Annotated in this window: 14 protein-coding genes; 4 read left to right on the forward strand and 10 right to left on the reverse strand. The window is 70.1% G+C overall.

What is annotated here, in order from left to right; translation table 11 throughout:
• Positions 1-288: 288 nt before the first annotated feature.
• The 9 genes from ACZ6RC_RS13600 to ACZ6RC_RS13640 form a co-directional block, all read right to left on the reverse strand.
• Positions 289-930 carry an aspartate/glutamate racemase family protein gene (locus ACZ6RC_RS13600; protein ID WP_469582113.1) on the reverse strand — a complete coding sequence of 214 codons (642 nt, stop codon included), beginning with the start codon at positions 928-930 and terminating at the stop codon, positions 289-291.
• Between the two features lie 68 nt (positions 931-998).
• Positions 999-2450 carry a nucleobase:cation symporter-2 family protein gene (locus tag ACZ6RC_RS13605; RefSeq protein WP_453611773.1) on the reverse strand — a complete coding sequence of 484 codons (1452 nt, stop codon included), beginning with the start codon at positions 2448-2450 and terminating at the stop codon, positions 999-1001.
• 292 nt (positions 2451-2742) lie between these two features.
• On the reverse strand, positions 2743-4131 hold the full coding sequence (locus tag ACZ6RC_RS13610; RefSeq protein WP_391135772.1) for an 8-oxoguanine deaminase: 1389 nt from the start codon (positions 4129-4131) through the stop codon (positions 2743-2745).
• A gap of 76 nt (positions 4132-4207) precedes the next feature.
• A complete protein-coding gene (locus ACZ6RC_RS13615) occupies positions 4208-5614 on the reverse strand; it encodes a nucleobase:cation symporter-2 family protein (RefSeq protein WP_469582119.1) in 1407 nt (468 codons plus the stop codon).
• Between the two features lie 67 nt (positions 5615-5681).
• Positions 5682-6605 (reverse strand): factor-independent urate hydroxylase, encoded by a 924-nt coding sequence (gene pucL, locus ACZ6RC_RS13620; protein ID WP_391135778.1) that lies wholly within the window; start codon positions 6603-6605, stop codon positions 5682-5684.
• Between the two features lie 5 nt (positions 6606-6610).
• A complete protein-coding gene (uraH, locus tag ACZ6RC_RS13625; protein WP_453611779.1) occupies positions 6611-7000 on the reverse strand; it encodes a hydroxyisourate hydrolase in 390 nt (129 codons plus the stop codon).
• A complete protein-coding gene (gene uraD, locus ACZ6RC_RS13630; protein ID WP_453611782.1) occupies positions 6997-7512 on the reverse strand; it encodes a 2-oxo-4-hydroxy-4-carboxy-5-ureidoimidazoline decarboxylase in 516 nt (171 codons plus the stop codon). The genes uraH and uraD overlap by 4 nt, the downstream gene beginning before the upstream one ends.
• Before the next feature lie 191 nt (positions 7513-7703).
• Complete coding sequence (locus ACZ6RC_RS13635; protein ID WP_391135978.1) at positions 7704-8042, reverse strand: helix-turn-helix domain-containing protein; 339 nt, start codon at positions 8040-8042, stop codon at positions 7704-7706.
• A gap of 44 nt (positions 8043-8086) precedes the next feature.
• On the reverse strand, positions 8087-8338 hold the full coding sequence (locus ACZ6RC_RS13640) for a thiamine-binding protein (protein WP_391135981.1): 252 nt from the start codon (positions 8336-8338) through the stop codon (positions 8087-8089).
• 199 nt (positions 8339-8537) lie between these two features.
• Here ACZ6RC_RS13640 and ACZ6RC_RS13645 point away from each other — a divergent pair, with 199 nt between their 5' ends.
• The 4 genes from ACZ6RC_RS13645 to ACZ6RC_RS13660 all read left to right on the forward strand — a co-directional run bounded on the left by ACZ6RC_RS13645 (position 8538) and on the right by ACZ6RC_RS13660 (position 13067).
• Positions 8538-9371 (forward strand): TIM barrel protein, encoded by an 834-nt coding sequence (locus tag ACZ6RC_RS13645; protein ID WP_391135788.1) that lies wholly within the window; start codon positions 8538-8540, stop codon positions 9369-9371.
• 39 nt (positions 9372-9410) lie between these two features.
• Positions 9411-10301, forward strand: a complete 891-nt coding sequence (locus tag ACZ6RC_RS13650; protein WP_391135791.1) for a 2-hydroxy-3-oxopropionate reductase — start codon at positions 9411-9413, stop codon at positions 10299-10301.
• A 164-nt stretch (positions 10302-10465) separates the two neighbouring features.
• Complete coding sequence (locus ACZ6RC_RS13655) at positions 10466-11923, forward strand: catalase (protein ID WP_391135794.1); 1458 nt, start codon at positions 10466-10468, stop codon at positions 11921-11923.
• A gap of 478 nt (positions 11924-12401) precedes the next feature.
• Positions 12402-13067 (forward strand): HNH endonuclease, encoded by a 666-nt coding sequence (locus ACZ6RC_RS13660; RefSeq protein WP_469582129.1) that lies wholly within the window; start codon positions 12402-12404, stop codon positions 13065-13067.
• 385 nt (positions 13068-13452) lie between these two features.
• Here the strand turns inward: ACZ6RC_RS13660 and gcl are convergent, their stop codons facing one another.
• Positions 13453-15231 carry a glyoxylate carboligase gene (gene gcl / locus ACZ6RC_RS13665; RefSeq protein ID WP_391142243.1) on the reverse strand — a complete coding sequence of 593 codons (1779 nt, stop codon included), beginning with the start codon at positions 15229-15231 and terminating at the stop codon, positions 13453-13455.
• Positions 15232-15293: the final 62 nt, after the last annotated feature.

Below are 15293 nucleotides of genomic sequence, written 5' to 3' on the forward strand. Positions count from 1 at the left end.
GGGGCCTTCGCCGACGGGCCCACGGTCGGACGCCTCGCCACGGGACCGGTGTGGGAGGGCTTCGGGGCCTTCGCCGACGGGCCCACGGTCGGACGCCTCGCCGCGGGACCGGTGTGGGAGGGCTTCGGGGCCTTCGCCGACCGGCCCTTCGTCGGCCGCCTCGCCGCGGGACCCACCCGGGAGAGGGCGTCGGGGCCTTCGCCGACCGGCCCACCGCCGGACGCCTCTCCCCGGGCGGCCATGCTGTGCGCCGCCCCGCGCCGGTGGCTGCCGGGGCCCCGGAGCGTGTCATCCGGTCAGCAGCCGGCGCACCCTTCGGCAGGCCGCCCGGACCGGGGCGATCAGGGGGACGGGGCTGTGGGGGGCGAGGGTCTCGGTCGCGGCGGCGAGGGGGCCGCCGCCGATGACGACCGCCTCGGCGCCGTCGCGGGCGACGCACTCCCGGACCGCGCGCGCCAGGCCCTCCAGGAGCGCGTCCGGGTCGGCCGACAGGGTCGCGGGGTCCCCGTCGGTCAGGCGGACGCCGGTGAAGAGGCCGGTCAGGCCGAGCGCGGCGACCCCGTCCGCGAGGGAGACCGCAAGGCGCGGGGTCGTCGTCGCGATGCCGAAACGGGTGCCGCCGGCGGAGGCCTCCCGCAGGGACGCCTCGCCGATGCCGACGACCGGGACCTCCCCCGCCACGGCCCGCAGCGCGTCCAGGCCGGGGTCGCCGAAGGCCGCCACGATCAGGGCCGCGCAGTCGCCGGCGGCCAGGGCGCGGCGGCCGGCCGCGACGACCTCGGGCACGGCGGCCCGCAGCGCGGCCGGATCGGTGAGCATCGGAGGGCCGTGCCTCGCCGTCACCCCGCGTACGGCCGGGCCCAGGGTCCGCCGGGCGATCGCCGTCATCATCGCCGTCGTGGCGGCGGAGGTGTTCGGGTTGACCAGCACCACCGAACGCCCGCGGCCGGCCCCCGCGTCGTACGCGGGGACCGGCTCGGCGGACGGCGGAGGAGGGCTCAGTGGACGTGTACCGCCTTGGCGCCCCGGGTCTCGGAGATCTCCTCGCCCGGTTCCATCGGCGCGGTGACCGTGTCCTCGTCGCCGCGCCTGCCCAGGTGGTTGAAGACCAGGTTCAGCAGGACGGCGGCGACGCAGCCGGTCGAGATGCCGGAGTCCAGGATGATCTTCGCGGTCTCCGGGAAGGCGTGGTAGAACTCCGGCTCGGTGATCGGGATGATGCCGACGGCCAGCGAGACCGCCACGATCAGCACGTTGTTGTCCTTCTCCAGACCGGCCTTGACCAGCGTCTGGATGCCGCTGGCCGCGACCGAGCCGAAGAGGACGACTCCGGCGCCGCCGAGGACCGGCCGCGGGACGACCGAGATCAGCGAGGCCATCACCGGCGACAGGCCCATCAGGACGAGGAATCCGCCGCCGCAGGCGACCACGAACCGGCTCCGGATCTTCGTCATCGCGACCAGGCCGATGTTCTGGGCGAAGGCGCTGCACATGAAGCCGTTGAAGAGCGGGCTGAGCGCCGAGCCGAGGGTGTCGGCGCGCAGTCCTGCCGCGATGGTCTTCTCGTCCGCGGGCCGGTCGACGATCTCGCCGAGCGCCAGCATGTCGGCGGTCGACTCGGTCATCGACACCAGCATGACCACGCACATCGAGATGATCGCCGCGAGGGCGAACTGCGGTGCGCCGAAGTGGAACGGCGAGGGGAAGCCGACGATGTCGGCCTCCGTCACCGGGCTGAAGTCGGTGACCCCGAAGGGGATGGCTATCAGGGTGCCGATGACCAGACCGACGAGGACGGCGATCTGCTTGAGGAAGCCGCGGGTGAACCGGCGCAGGACCAGGACCACCGCCAGCGTGATCGCGGCGAGGGTGAGGTAGGTCGTGGAGCCGTAGTCCTTCGCACCGGGATCGGGTCCCTGCGCCCAGCCGAACGCGACCGGGAGCAGCGAGACACCGATGAGGGTGATCACGGTGCCGGTGACGACGGGCGGGAAGAAGCGGACGAGCTTGGAGAAGTAGGGCGCGGCGATGAAGCCGAGGACGCCGGCGACGATGATCGCGCCGAAGATCAGCGGCAGTGCGTCGGCCTTGTCGTCGGTGGTGTCGACGATCGCGAGCATCGGGGCGACACCGGCGAAGGTGACGCCGTTGACGAACGGCAGCCGGGCGCCGATCTTCCAGACGCCGAGGGTCTGGAGGAAGGTCGCGAGTCCGGCGGTGAAGAGGCTGGCTCCGGTGAGGAAGGTCAGCTCGGTGCCGGAGAGGCCGACGGCCGCTCCGACGATCAGTGGCGGGGCCACCACACCCGCGTACATGGCGGCCACGTGCTGCAGACCGCTGGTGAACATCTTCAGGGGCGGCAGCGTCTCGTCGACCGGATGCTTGCTCCGGGTCTCGGTATCGGCGCCTGCGTCTTGTGCATCATTGCGAAACCTGGGCTTGGTGGCCACGGCGGTTCCTCCGGTCGGTTACACGTCGGCGGTGACGCGGATGTCAGGGAGGTGGTGCAGTCGTGCGGTGAAGGCGCCTCACGAAGTGCGGCTCATGAGGACGTGTGCTCGCGTCGGCCTGGGGGCGCCGCGCTCGGTGTGCCCGGGGAGGGGTGGACACGATGTCGACCGTCCGGGGGGTGCCGTACCTCTTTTCGTACGGGCACCCCCCGTCCGGCCGGCCACGGGCCCCGCTCGGGTCCGTGGCGACCGACCGAGGGCCGTCCCCCTCGGTCGGACTCCTTGGGGAGGGTCAGCCCTGGGCCGTGATGCGGGCCAGGCGCTGCGCCTCCGCGCGCGCGTCGCGGGCGATGGACTCCTCGTCCGCGAACAGCAGGCGGTTGTTCTCGACGATCTGCTTGCCGTTGACGAAGGAGGCCGTCACCGGCGCGGCGGCGCCGAAGACGATCGCGGTCACCGGGTCGGCGATCGAGGAGTGGCCGAGGCCGTCGATCTTCCACAGGACGAAGTCGGCGAGCTTGCCGGCCTCCAGCGAGCCGATCGAGTCGGCGCGGCCGAGGACCTGCGCGCCGCCGTACGTACCGAGGCGGAGGGCCTGGCGGGCGTTGAGGGCGGCCTCGCGGTGGGCGCCGAGCCGGTTGACGAGGAGCGCGTTGCGCAGCTCGGTGTGGAGCTCGCCCGACTCATTGGAGGCGGTGCCGTCGACGCCGAGGCCGACCGGGACGCCCGCCTTCAGCATGTCCGGGACGCGGGCGATGCCGGCGGCCAGGCGTGCGTTGGAGGAGGGGCAGTGGGCGACACCGGTCTTCGTACGGGCGAAGGCCTCGATGTCGGAGTCGTTCATGTGGACGCAGTGGGCCATCCACACGTCCTCGCCGAGGAAGCCGGTCGACTCGAAGTAGTCGGTCGGGCCCATGCCGAAGAGCTCGTGGCAGAACTTCTCCTCCTCCACGGTCTCCGAGCCGTGCGTGTGCATGCGCACACCGAGGCGGCGGGCCAGCTCGGCGCCCTGCTTGAGCAGCTGGGTGGAGATGGAGAACGGCGAGCAGGGGGCGACGGCGACCTGGGTCATCGAGTCGAAGGAGGCGTCGTGGAACTTCCGTACCGTCTCCTCGGTCGCGGCGAGCGCGCCCTCGGTCGTCTCGACGGCGAAGTCCGGCGGGAGGAAGCCGTCCTTCTCGCTCATGTCCATGGAGCCGCGGGCGAGGGTGAAGCGCACGCCCATGTCGGAGGCGGCGCCGATGATGGCGCCGGACAGGTCGCCGGAGTTCTTCGGGTAGACGTAGTGGTGGTCCATGGCGGTGGTGACACCACCGCGGGCCATCATCGCCAGCGAGCCCTGGGCGGCGACGCGCACCATCGACTCGTCGATGCGCGACCAGGTCGGGTAGAGCGCGACCAGCCAGTTGAAGAGGTTGTGGTCGGTGGCCAGGCCCCGGGTGATCCACTGGTAGAAGTGGTGGTGCGTGTTGATCAGACCGGGCGTCACCAGGTGTCCGGTGGCGTCGATCCTGCGGACCACGTTCTCCAGGCCCTCGGGCGCCTTGCCGGCTCCGATGGACTCGATCTTGTTGTCGGCGACGACGAGGTGACCGGAGGCGTACTCGGTGTCGTTGGCGTCTACGGTCGCGATCGCACAGTTCTCGATGACGATGCGCTGGGCTGCCGAAGGTGCTGCCATGGCGGTGGTTCCTTCATTCCTCTTTGGTTGGGGGTCCCACCACGACGGAGTCGTAGGGGGCGGGCACGGCAGGACCCTAGGAGGATTTGAGTGCCGGGGCCGTGTGACGGCTCCGGGTGCCGAGGTGGTGGAAAAACAGGTTGAGCGTGACCGCGACGAGCGCGCCGGCACTGATGCCGGAGCCGAGGACGGTCTGGGCCCACGCCGGGAAGCCGGCGTAGAAGGTGGGGGCGGCGAGCGGGATGATGCCCGCCCCGAGGGCGACGGCCACCAGGATGATGTTGGAGCTGTCGTCGAGGCCCGCTTCGGAGAGGGTACGGATGCCGGAGACGGCGATCGAGCCGAAGAGGACGATGCCGGCGCCGCCGAGGACGGGCATCGGGACCATGGAGACGACCGCGCCGAGGACCGGGAAGGCGCCGAGGACGAGCAGGGCGCAGCCGGCGACCGCGACGACGTAGCGGGAGCGGACCCGGGTCAGCGAGACGACGCCGACGTTCTGGGCGAAGGCCGAGGTGGGGAAGCCGCCGAAGACGGGGCCGAGCAGCGTGGCGATGCCGTCGGTCCGCAGCCCGCGGGTGATCGTCCGGCCGTCGCTCCTGCGGTCGCAGATCTCGCCGAGGGCGAGCATGCCGGCGCTGGACTCGGTCATGAGGACGAGCATCACGATGCACAGGGAGAGGATCGCGGCGGGCTGGAACTCGGGGGCGCCGAAGGCGAAGGGGCTGGGCAGCGCGGCGACGGGCGCCTCGCGCAGGGCGCCGAAGTCGGCCATCCCGAAGGGGATCGCGGCGAGGGTTCCGATGAACAGGCCGAGCAGCAGGGCGATCTGCTTGACGAATCCCTTGCCGAAGCGCTGGAAGAGCAGGATGACGACGAGCGTGAAGGCGGCGAGCGCGAGGTACTTCATCGCGCCGAAGTCGCCCGCGGTCGGGTCGCCGCCCTGGGCCCAGCTCACCGGGACGGGCATCAGGGTGACCCCGATGAGGGTGATCACGACGCCGGTGACGAGCGGCGGGAAGAAGCGGAGCAGCCGGCCGAAGAAGGGGCCGACGGCGAGGCAGAAGACTCCGGCGACCATCACCGCGCCGTAGATGGCGGGGAGTTGGTGTCCGGGGGCGCTGGTCTCGGCGATCGCCAGCATGGGGGCGATGCCCGCGGAGGAGGCGGCGTTGACGAACGGGAGCCGGTTTCCGGCGAAGCGGCCGGCGCCGATGGTCTGCAGGATGGTGGCGAATCCGGCGATGAGCAGGCTGGCGGCGATGAGACGGGTCATCCCGGCGGCGTCCAGGCCGACCGCCTGGCCGATGATCAGCGGAGGGGTGACGACGCCCGCGTACATCGCGGCGATGTGCTGGAGCGCGGCGGGAACGAGTCGCGAGGCGGGGAGCTTCTCGTCCACCGGGTGGACCTCGGCCGAGGTGGCCGGCGGGGTGGTACACGGGCCTTCGGCGGTTGCCGGCCCGACTGCGGGCTGTGCCATGGTTTGTCCCTCCGGTGGTGGCGGCCCCCGCCCTCCTGCGGGCGGCGGGGGCGGCCACGCGTGCCGCTTAGAGGTTGGTCATGTCGACCGGGATCTGCGCCGTGGCTCCGTCACGCAGCACGGTGGCCTCGATGAGGCCGTACGGGCGGTCGGCGGCGAAGTAGACCTCGTTGTCGTTCTTGAGCCCGAAGGGCTCCAGGTCCACCAGGAAGTGGTGCTTGTTCGGGAGCGAGAAGCGAACCTCGTCGATCTCCGAACGGTGGTTGATGATCCGGGTGGCCATCTGGTACAGCGTCTGCTGGAGCGAGTACGAGTACGTCTCGGCGAAGGCCTGGAGCATGTGCTTGCGCGTCTGCTCGTAGGACTTCTCCCAGTTGGGCATCCGCTGGTCGTCGTCGGTCCAGTTGAACCGCCAGCGACCGGAGACCTGCGTGGCCAGGATGCGGTCGTACGCCTCCTGGAGCGTCGTGTACTTGTCCTTGATGTAGCCCCAGAACTCCGAGTTGGTGGAGTTCATGACGATGAGGTCCTTGAGGCCGGAGATGACCTCCCACTTCTCGCCGTCGTAGGTGATCTGGGTGACGCGGGTCTCCTGGCCCTTGCGGGCGAAGGAGTGGTTGACCTCGTCGGCGCCGATGAACTTGGAGTTGGCGTCCGAGGTCGCGATCCGCTCCCAGGAGTACTCCTCGATCCGGATCCGGGCCTGGCGGATCGGCTCCTGGCTGGTCACGAAGTGACGCGCCAGGTGGATGCCGAACTGCTCGGCCGACTCGATCCCGTACTCCTTGGCGAAGGCGTAGACGGTGTTCTTCGTCGTGTCGGTGGGCAGGCAGTGGGCGTTGGAGCCGGTGAGGTGGACGTCGTCGAGGTCGCCGGAGAGGGCGACGGAGACGTTCAGGTCCTTGATGTGGTGCGTCTCGCCGTCCCGCGTGATCTTGACGACGCGGTTCTCTGCTTTGCCGTACTGGTTCTGGCCGAGAATCGTGGGCATGTCTGCTAGCTCCCTCGGTAAACGGAGTAGCCGAACGGGTTGAGCAGCAGCGGTACGTGATAGTGCTCGCCCGGATTCACCGCGAAGGTGATGGTCACTTCCGGGAAGAACGCACCGCTGTCCCTTACGCGGGGGGCGTCCTGCTGCGCCTCGGCTTGCTTCTTGGAGAAGTACGCCTCGGTCTCGAAGTCGAGACGTACATGGGTCGTTCCCTCCGGCAGCGCCGGCAGGTCCTTGCAACGCCCGTCCGCGTCGGTGGCCGAGCCGCCGAGCGCCACCCACGGTGCGTCGAAGCCGCTGCGGGCCGCGAGCGTGATGGCCACGCCCTCGGCGGGGCGGCCGACGCTGGTGTCCAGGATGTGGGTGGACACCGAGGCGGTGGTGTCGGTGCTCATGCGGCGCTCTCTTCCTCTACGAGACGGGTCAGGCGGATACGGTTGATCTTGCCCAGTTCGGTGCGGACGATCTCCCGCTCCTCCTCGGGCGCGTGCTCGATCCGCTCGCGGACCGCGTCCCGCATCTGCTCGCCGGTCTTGCCGGTGGCGCAGATGAGGAAGACATGACCGAACTTGTCCTGGTAGGCCAGGTTGAGTTCGAGCATCTCCGCCTTGAGCTCCTCGGAGGCCCCGGCCATCCCGCTCTGCTCGCGGGAGGAGGTCGGGTCCCCGGCCTTCGGACGACCGATCGGCGGGTGGCCCGCCATCGCCTCGGCCAGATCCTCGGCGGTCAGTTCGGCCATGGCGGCGTCGCTGGCGAGGAAGAGGGCTTCGACGGTGGCGTACGGGCGCTGGGCGACGAGCTTGCTCCCCCACGCCGAGCTGGAGCACACCTCGTGGAGCGCGGCGACAGCGTCGCTGTCCGCCGAGGTGTTGAACCGGGCGAGGCCCGGAGTCGTACCTGAAGTCACGGGAAGCCTCCGTGGCTGTTTTTCACTGTGCGTCGGACGGGCTGCGGATAGCTAACGCCCTGGCGCAACATCCCGTCAACACTTTGTTGAAAACTCGGCCACACAAAAGCCGCCGTCCCGACATCCGGACGGCGGCTTGCACCGGGCACGGCCGGGGACACCCCGGCCGGACGGGCCTATCGGAACGCGCCCTAGTCGGCCTGGGCGGTCTTTTGCCTGTTCAGGGCGGTTTCCCTGTTCAGATAGTTGTACACGGTGAACCGGCTGACACCGAGCGCCCCGGCCACCGTCTCCACCCCGTGGCGTACGGAAAAGGCACCGCGTGCCTCCAGCATCCGGACGGCCTCCTGCTTGGCCTTGCGGTCCAGCTCGGCCAATGGCATCCCGTGCCGGCGCTCCATGGCGGCCAGGATGTGGTCGAGCGAGTCGGACAGCTGCGGCAGGCGTACGGCGAGCACGTCCTCGCCCTCCCAGGCGAGCACGACGTCGTCCGGTTCGGCCTGCTCCGGGCCGAGTATCTCGGCGCCCATGGCGTCGACGAGCGGTTTCACCGCGGCTACCAGGGGGTGCTCGGTCACTTCTCGTCCTCCCCGATCACGTTGACCTGGAGGGAGACGCGGGTCGCGCCGGCCGCCAGGGACCTGCGCAGCAAGGCGTCGACGGCGGTCAGCACCTCGTCGGCGGCGCCTTCCGCCGTGTTGCCGAACGGGCCGACGTCCACCGCGTCCAGTTCGGCCGCCTGGATGACCTCGCGCGCCACGACCGCGTGGGCCGGTGCCTCGTCGAGGTCGAACGGCTCGGTCGTGAACTCCACTTTCAAACGCACCATGGCCCCACGCTACTGGGCGCGGAACCCGCCCGGGAGGCCGGTCCGCGGAGAAGGCGGCCACGGGCTTCGACGATCAGCCGGGACCCCGCGCGGGGCCGACCTGCGCGGGTGCCCCCTTGACACCCCCGCACCCCTCCGTGCAACATTCCGTCAGACAGAAACTTACTTCCGCAATACGGAAGGAGCGCCGCCCCTCATGGGATACACGGACCAGCGCTTCGATGTGAACCTGTCGATCCTCTTCACGGAACTCCCGCTTCTGGAGCGCCCCGCGGCCGCCGCCGCGGCGGGCTTCACCGCGGTCGAGCTGTGGTGGCCCTGGATCGACACCGCCACCCCCGACCAGAGCGAGCTCGACGCCCTCAAAAAGGCTCTGGACGACGCCGGCACCCAGCTGGTGGGCCTGAACTTCTACGCCGGGCAGCTGCCCGGACCCGACCGCGGCGCCCTCTCCGTACCCGGTGAGGAGTCGGACCGCTTCCGCGCCAACATCGACGTGGCGGCCGACTTCGCCGCCTCGGTCGGCTGCACCGCGCTCAACGCGCTCTACGGCAACCGCGTCGAGGGCGTGGACCCGCAGATCCAGGACTCCCTCGCCCTGGAGAACCTGGTCCTGGCCGCCCGCGCGGCCGACCGGGTCGGCGCGATCCTCCTGGTCGAGACCCTGAACAAGCCGGAGTCGCCGCTCTACCCGCTGGTGAGCGCCCCCTCCGCGATCGAGGTCGTCGACAAGGTCAACGCCGCCACCGGACTCGGCAACGCCAAGTTCCTCCTCGACATCTACCACCTGTCGATGAACGGCGAGGACGTCAGCCAGGTCATCGCCGCGTACGCGGACAAGACCGGCCATGTGCAGATCGCCGACAACCCGGGCCGTGGCGCGCCGGGCACCGGCGAGCTGCCGCTGGAGCAGCTGCTGGACGAGCTCAAGAAGGCCGGTTACGACGGCTGGGTCGGCCTGGAGTACAAGGCCGCCGACGCCGCAGCGTCCTTCGAGTGGCTCCCCGCCGAGGCCCGCGCGGCCCGCTGACCTCCTTCCGTACCACCAGTTTCGAGAGGCACCCTCACCATGAGCAATCTCCCCAAGGTCGCGTGGATCGGTCTCGGCATCATGGGCTCGCCCATGTCCGAGAACCTGATCAAGGCGGGCTACTCCGTCACCGGCTTCACGCTGGAGCAGGACAAGCTGGACCGTCTCGCCGCGGCCGGCGGCACCGTCGCCGGCTCGATCGCCGAGGCCGTCAAGGACGCCGACGTGATCGTCACGATGGTGCCCGCCTCCCCGCAGGTCGAGGCCATCTCCTACGGCCCCGAGGGCATCCTGGAGAACGCCAGGCAGGGCGCGCTGATCATCGACATGTCGTCGATCACCCCGCAGACCTCGGTCGACCTGGCCAAGAACGCCGCGGAGAAGGGCATCCGCGTCCTGGACGCCCCGGTGTCCGGCGGCGAGGCCGGCGCCATCGAGGCCGTCCTGTCGATCATGGTGGGTGGCGAGCAGGCCGACTTCGACGCGGCCCTGCCGGTCCTCGAGGCCCTCGGCAAGACCATCGTCCTGTGCGGTCCGCACGGCTCCGGCCAGACGGTGAAGGCCGCCAACCAGCTCATCGTCGCGGTCAACATCCAGGCCTGCGCCGAGGCCGTCGTCTTCCTCGAGAAGTCCGGCGTGAACCTCCAGGCCGCCCTGGACGTCCTCAACGGCGGTCTGGCCGGCTCCACGGTCCTGACCCGCAAGAAGGACAACTTCCTGAACCGCGACTTCAAGCCCGGTTTCCGGATCGACCTGCACCACAAGGACATGGGCATCGTCACCGACGCCGCCCGCAACGTCGGTGCGGCCCTCCCGGTCGGCGCCGTCGTCGCCCAGCTCGTCGCCTCCCTGCGCGCGCAGGGTGACGGCGGCCTGGACCACTCGGCCCTGCTCCGCGCCGTCGAGCGTCTCTCCGGCCAGCAGGTCTGACCCAGATTTCCGGTCGGCGGTGGCGCTGACACCTGTCCTGTCGCGCCCAGGCGCCGCCGCCGACCGGAACACCTCCCTTCATCTTCAACAAACTGTTGACGTGATGTTCGAGGCGAATTTACGCTCCTCGCACCGTCTGCAGAGCTCCCGTACGGAAGGTCACGATGTCGAAGCGCGTGCTTACGACCGAGTCCGGCGCACCTGTCGCCGACAACCAGAACTCCGCCACCGCCGGCGTCGGTGGCCCCATCCTGCTGCAGGACCAGCACCTGCTGGAGAAGCTCGCGCGCTTCAACCGTGAGCGCATCCCGGAGCGCGTGGTCCACGCCCGCGGCTCCGGCGCGTACGGCCACTTCGAGGTGACCGACGACGTCACCGGCTTCACGAAGGCCGCCTTCCTCTCCGAGGTCGGCAAGCGGACCGAGACGTTCATCCGCTTCTCGACCGTCGCCGACTCGCTCGGTGGCGCGGACGCCGTCCGGGACCCGCGCGGCTTCGCGCTGAAGTTCTACACCGAGGAGGGCAACTACGACCTCGTCGGCAACAACACCCCGGTGTTCTTCATCAAGGACCCGATCAAGTTCCCCGACTTCATCCACTCCCAGAAGCGCGACCCCTTCACGGGCAAGCAGGAGCCGGACAACGTCTGGGACTTCTGGGCGCACGCCCCCGAGGCGACGCACCAGATCACCTGGCTGATGGGCGACCGCGGCATCCCCGCCTCGTACCGTCACATGAACGGCTACGGCTCCCACACCTACCAGTGGACCAACGAGGCCGGCGAGGCCTTCTTCGTCAAGTACCACTTCAAGACGAACCAGGGCGTCCGCTCCCTCTCCGCCGAGCAGGCGGCCGAGGTCGTCGGCAAGGACGCCAACTCGCACCAGACGGACCTGCTCCAGGCCATCGAGCGCGGGGTGAACCCCTCCTGGACCCTCTACGTCCAGGTCATGCCGGCCGCCGAGGCCGCGGACTACCGCTTCAACCCGTTCGACCTCACCAAGGTGTGGCCGCACGCGGACTACCCGCTGCAGCGCGTGGGCCGTCTGGTCCTCGACCGCAACCCGGACAACGTCTTCGCCGAGGTCGAGCAGGCCGCGTTCTCCCCGAACAACTTCGTGCCGGGCATCGGTCCCTCGCCGGACAAGATGCTCCAGGGCCGTCTCTTCGCCTACGCCGACGCCCACCGCTACCGTCTCGGTGTCAACCACACCCAGCTGCCGGTGAACGCGCCCAAGGCGACCGTGGCGGACAACTACGGCCGCGACGGCCTCATGGCCACCCGTCAGGGTTCGCGCCACGACAAGAACTACGAGCCCAACTCGTACTCCGGCCCCTCGCAGAGCGACGAGGTGCCTTCCGCCCCGCTGGCGATCCACGGCTGGACCGGCACCCACGCGGCGCCCGAGCACGCCAAGGACGACCACTTCTTCCAGGCCGGTGAGCTCTACCGCCTGATGTCCGAGGACGAGAAGGGCCGCCTGATCGCCAACATCGCCGGCGGTCTCTCCCAGGTGTCCCGCGAGGACGTCGTCGAGAAGAACATCGCGCACTTCGCCGCGGCCGACCCGGAGTACGGCAAGCGCGTGGAGGAGGCGGTCCGCGCCCTGCGCGAGGACTGATCCCACGCGGTACCAGACCGCGTACGGCGGATGACGGGAGGTCAGAAGCCGTACGCCGTCCGGACCGGCGGCCCGGATGAGGGGTGGCCGGCGGTACGGACAGCGTGAGGACCGCGGCGGCGAGCGAGCCAGTGCGGTGGTAAGGACGTCCGGACCCTCTTCCTGACCTGAAGGAAGAGGACCGTCCGCGACGCCCGTCGCCGCCGCCGCGGTCCCAACGCCCCCATGGGGGCACACCCCGAGACTCCGCCCGGCGGTGCGAACGTCCTGTCGCGCCAGCCTCGCACCGTCGGGCGGGCATCACGAGAGCGCGGAACCAGGTTTACGGTCCCTGGTTCCGCGCTCTTTCACGTGCGCGGACCCTTACGGGGGCAGTGGTGTCAGCGCATCGTTTCTGCGGTGAAGATCCACACCCGCTTGGGCGAACACACCCGCGTTTCGTCCCCGCGCCCCCGCCGCCACCGCTATCCACGGCGACATGATCAAGAACCTGATGCGCGGACTCGCCCCGGTCGCCCTGATCCTCTCCCCTCTCGCGGCCCCCTCCCCCGCCCTCTCGGCGAGCGTCGTGCTGCTTCCCGACGCCCTCGCCGAACTCGACGTGGCCACCGAGGACGCGGCCGGGTACACCGCCTCCGCGTTCCGCCACTGGAATCAGGGCCTCGACCCCGCCGACGGCTGCGACACCCGCGGCGAGGTGCTCCTGGAAGAGGCCGTGGACGCCCCCAAGACCGGCGTGGTCTGCGCGCTCATGGACGGCAAGTGGACGTCGTACTACGACGGTCAGAGCGTCACGGACCCCGCCGCGCTCCGCGTCGACCACCTCGTCTCGCTGAGCGAGGCCTGGGAGTCGGGCGCGTCCGGCTGGTCCGCCGCGCGCCGCGAGAAGTACGCCAACGACCAGGGGGCGGCCGCCACGCTCGTCGCGGTGACCGCCCGCAGCCAGAAGGACAAGGCCGGCCGGGACCCCGCCGAATGGCTCCCTTCGATGACGGGCCAGTACTGCCGTTACGCCGCCGAGTGGGTGGGCACCAAGCTGCGCTGGGGCCTGTCCGCGGACAAGGACGAGGTCGAGGCCGTCAAGCTGCTGGCGGACGGCCCCTGCGAGGACAGCGTCGTGGCGAGGTCGCAGGCGCCGCGCTGACCTAGGGCGTGTGTCGGAAGTAGCGTCGTCCGCCCGCAGGGCGGGGCCGGGGGCGTCTGGTACGTGCGATCGCAAGGCGGAGGAAGGAGAGCGCAGCGGGCTGCGCCGACGACCGACAACGCAGCGTGGGGGCACCTCCCGTGCCCGAAGGGCTACGGGGGAGTGCGTGCCAGGCGTCCCCGGCCAGACGGGACTTTCGACACACGCCCTAGTGGACGGCGGCATGAAGAAGACCGCGTGAGGCGTGGAGACGCCTCGCGCGGTCTTCGGGTACTGCCGGGGGCCCCGGGGAGCCGGCCGGGGCCGTGGAAGGCTCCGTAGGGCGGCCTTTCCGGGCGCGCCGTGGCCCCCGCCCCGGTGCTGACGGGGCGGGGGCCGGGGCGGATCAGACCTGGAGGGCCTTGATCGCGGTCGGCGCGTGACCGGGCTCGGTCGCGAGCTCCTCGAACTCGGTGACGTCGCTCATGTCGACCGTCTTGCTCATCGCGATGTTGGTGACGCGCTCCAGGATCGCCTCGACGACGACCGGGACCTGGTGCTCGACGGCCAGCTTCTTGGCCTGCTCGAACGCCTCGCCCAGCTTCTCCGGGTCGGTGACGCGGATCGCCTTGACGCCCAGGCCCTCGGCGACCTTGACGTGGTCGACGCCGTAGACGCCGAGCTCCGGGGTGTTGATGTTCTCGAACTCGAGGTTGACCTCGAAGTTGATGCCGAGACCGCCCTGCGCCTGACGGATCAGACCCAGGTAGGCGTTGTTCACCAGGACGTGGACGTAGGGGACCTTGTGCTGGGCGGCGACCGCCAGCTCCTCGATCATGAACTGGAAGTCGTAGTCGCCGGAGAGGGCGACGATCGGGGTCTCCGGGTCCGCGGTGGCGGCACCGATGGCGGCCGGGATGGTCCAGCCGAGCGGGCCCGCCTGGCCGCAGTTGATCCAGTGGCGCGGCCTGTAGACGTGCAGGAACTGCGCGGCGGCGATCTGGGAGAGGCCGATGGTGGTGACGTACCGGGTGTCGGGGCCGAACGCCCGGTTCATCTCCTCGTAGACGCGCTGCGGCTTGATCGGGACGTTCTCGAAGTGCGTACGGCGCTGCAGCGTCGCCTTGCGCTCCTGCGCGGAGGCGGCCCAGGCACCGAAGTCCGGGAGCTTGCCCGCGGCCTTCCACTCCTTGGCGATCTCGACGAAGAGCTCCAGGGCGACCTTGGCGTCGGAGGCGATGCCGAAGTCCGGGGCAAAGATCTTGCCGAGCTGGGTCGGCTCGATGTCGACGTGGACGAACTTCCGGCCCTTGGTGTAGGCCTCCATGTTGTAACCGGTGTGGCGGTTGGCCCAGCGGTTGCCGATGCCGAGGACGAAGTCCGACTCGAGGAACGTCGCGTTGCCGTAGCGGTGCGCGGTCTGCACACCGACCATGCCGGCGGCCAGCTCGTGGTCGTCCGGGATGGTGCCCCAGCCCATGAGGGTGGAGATGACGGGGATGTTGGTGAGCTCGGCGAACTCGACCAGCAGGTCGGAGGCGTCGGCGTTGATGATGCCGCCACCGGCGACGATCAGCGGACGCTCGGACTCCAGCAGGAAGCCCAGGGCCTTCTCGGCCTGCGCGCGGGTCGCGGACGGCTTGTAGACCGGCAGCGGCTGGTACGTCTCCGGGTCGAACTCGATCTCGGTCAGCTGGACGTCGATCGGCAGGTCGATGAGGACCGGGCCGGGACGGCCGGAGCGCATCAGGTGGAAGGCCTGCTGGAAGACGCCGGGGACCTGGGCGGCCTCCAGGACCGTGGTGGCGGCCTTGGTGACCGGCTTGGCGATCGACGCGATGTCGACGGCCTGGAAGTCCTCCTTGTGGAGCTTCGAGACCGGGGCCTGGCCGGTGATGCACAGGATCGGGATCGAGTCGGCGATCGCGGAGTACAGACCGGTGATCATGTCGGTGCCGGCGGGGCCGGACGTACCGATGCAGACGCCGATGTTGCCGGCCTTGGCGCGGGTGTAGCCCTCGGCCATGTGCGAGGCGCCTTCGACGTGGCGGGCGAGGGTGTGGCTCACGCCGCCGACGTTCTTGAGCTCGCGGTAGAAGGGGTTGATCGCCGCGCCGGGCACGCCGAACGCGTTGGTGACGCCTTCGCGCTTGAGGATCTCAACGGCCGCTGCGGCGGCGGTCATACGGGGCATGGGAGGGCTCCTGCTTCGGCCAGGCGGATCCGGGCTCCTCGTCTCGACGAGCT

Source organism: Streptomyces sp. NPDC048353 (genome assembly GCF_055587165.1).